Annotated in this window: 1 protein-coding gene; it reads right to left on the bottom strand. The window is 68.1% G+C overall.

From position 1 onward, the window contains the following. Positions 1–124: 124 nt before the first annotated feature. The gene (locus ABGB05_RS36825) at positions 125–1,582 is read right to left on the bottom strand and encodes an ISL3 family transposase (protein WP_347658660.1); all 1,458 of its coding nucleotides are present in this window, start codon (positions 1,580–1,582) and stop codon (positions 125–127) included. Between the last annotated feature and the right edge of the window lie 431 nt (positions 1,583–2,013).

Below are 2,013 nucleotides of genomic sequence, written 5' to 3'. Positions count from 1 at the left end.
CAGGCGAGGCTCCCGGTCGGGGCATCGGATCTTGGTCGACTGCTGTCTTACCTGGAGCCTCGCCCTCATCGATCTCCGGGCCCGCCGCACCCACCCTGAGCTGCAAGATCAGCTTGGAAAAGACTCAAGGTTGGGCGAGGCCGGCGACGACGGCGTCGCGGTCGCCGACAAGACCGGCGGCGAAGCCACGGATTTCGGGGTATCCGGCGTGGCGGGCTCGGTCGATCCAGGCGTCGAGGTGCTGCCCGGTGCCCTGGTGACGGACCAGCGCAGCAAACCCGCGGGCGAGGCCGGCGACGGTGTCGAGGTCCGGGCAGCGGCGGCGGGCGTCGGCGAGATCGACGTGTTCGTCGTCGGTGAGTTTGTGGCCGGGTCGCATGATCCAGGCGGCGATCCGCCGGGCCGACGGCACCCGGACTGCGATCGCAGGGGCAGGCCGGGCGCGGTTGATGGTGAGCCAGTCCCGCAGCACCCGCAAGCTGCCTTGGTAGCCGCGGGCCAGGATCTCGACGTGCAGGTTAGCGGTCTGGTGGATGCCGTCGGTAAGGCGTTGCCGCAGGTAGGAGTGAAACGGGGCGAGGACGCTGGGTCTGCTGCTGGCATTCGGGCCGATCAACGCCTCGGCGGTGGCGGCATGGGCGTACTTGCGGGCGGTTCTGACGTTCATGTCGAGGCGGCGGGCGGTCGCGCTGATCGACAGTCCTTCGGCTCGTAGGGCGTGCACGGCCGCGTGGCGTTGGCGGGTGTTCGCCGCCCGACGCCCCGCCTCGCCCGACTCGTGCGCCGGCGTGACCAGGGCAGATGTTGGTTCGATGTGGGTGCGTAGGCAGCGGCGGTGCCCGCGGATGATTCTCTCGACGGTGTCGCTGAGGTTCTTCAGCAGGTGCCACCGGTCGGCGACCTGGATCGCGTCAGGTGCTCCCTTGCGGGCGCCGTCGGCATAGCCGCCGCCTCGGTCGCGGCAGATGATCTGAACACCGGGATGGTCGTGCAGCCAGGCGGCGAGGGTGTCGGCGGTGCGGTCGGGCAGAACGTCGATCGGCCGGCGGGTATGCATGTCGAGCAGCACGGTCGCGTAGCGGTGCCCACGGCGTCGGGCAAAGTCGTCCACGCCCAGCACCGTCGGTGTCACCGGCGGCGGGTCGGGCATACGGCGGATCATCCGGATCAACGTCGAGCGGGAGACCGACACCGCCAACCGCCGCGCCAATCTGCTGCCCGGTCGACCGCCCAACGCCACCGCGACGGCCTCCAGGTCACCGGCCGCCACGACGGTGTGACGGGCATGCCGACGAGTCAGACCGGGGACCTGCTCAACGAAGGTCCGCCGCCCGCATTCGGTGTTCACGCAGGTGAATCGGCGGACCGTCAACGCGACCAGCACCTCGTGACCACCTAACCTGACATCAGCAAGCCGCCGCACATAGCGACCATGCCTTGTGGTCGACCAGGTGCTGCAGGTGCCACACCGGGCCCGCACAGTCTGTGTCGCCGCATCGATCCTGACCCCGACGCCCCGGACCACCACCGCCTCCAACCGCAGGCCCGTCAGGTGAGGCAGCAACGCCGAAATGATCTCCATCCCGGCACCCAACCCGAACTACCGACGAGCGCGACTCACAAAATGTGTGCCAGAGCCAAGGTTGAGCCGGCGTTGACACGTGCGGCGTTGGGCTTTTTCTGGCGGCGGGGCGATCCTGTACGGGTTTCTTGCGATCAGCCGTGAGTCTGCGCCACGAAGGCAGGAGAACCGCTCGGGTAGCCATTGATCGCTGACCGAGCGGGAGACTGACTGCGGCGCTGACAGTCTGGACCGTCTCGTCCTGCGCGAGTGCTGTGAAATGCCGACTGGCACGCTCGACGAAGTCGTCGACCTGCTCCCGGCAGCTCAGCCTCGATCCACCGATGCGGTTCGTGTTGATCGCAGTTGAATAGATTTGATCCGATGTGGTTTCGGGGCAGGGTGGATTCGCCGATTACGTGGTCGGCTTGCTCGGGGCAGGGTTGTGCGGG

Source organism: Plantactinospora sp. B5E13 (assembly GCF_039871775.1).
Taxonomy (GTDB): Bacteria; Actinomycetota; Actinomycetes; order Mycobacteriales; family Micromonosporaceae; genus Plantactinospora.
The sequence above is the reverse complement of the archived record's forward strand: the minus strand, read 5'-3'. Positions and strand labels throughout refer to the sequence as shown.

Coding starts and splice junctions, on each gene's coding strand:
- ABGB05_RS36825 (WP_347658660.1), bottom strand. CDS start 1,582: ATGGAGATCATTTCGGCGTTGCTGCCTCACCTGACGGGCCTGCGGTTG.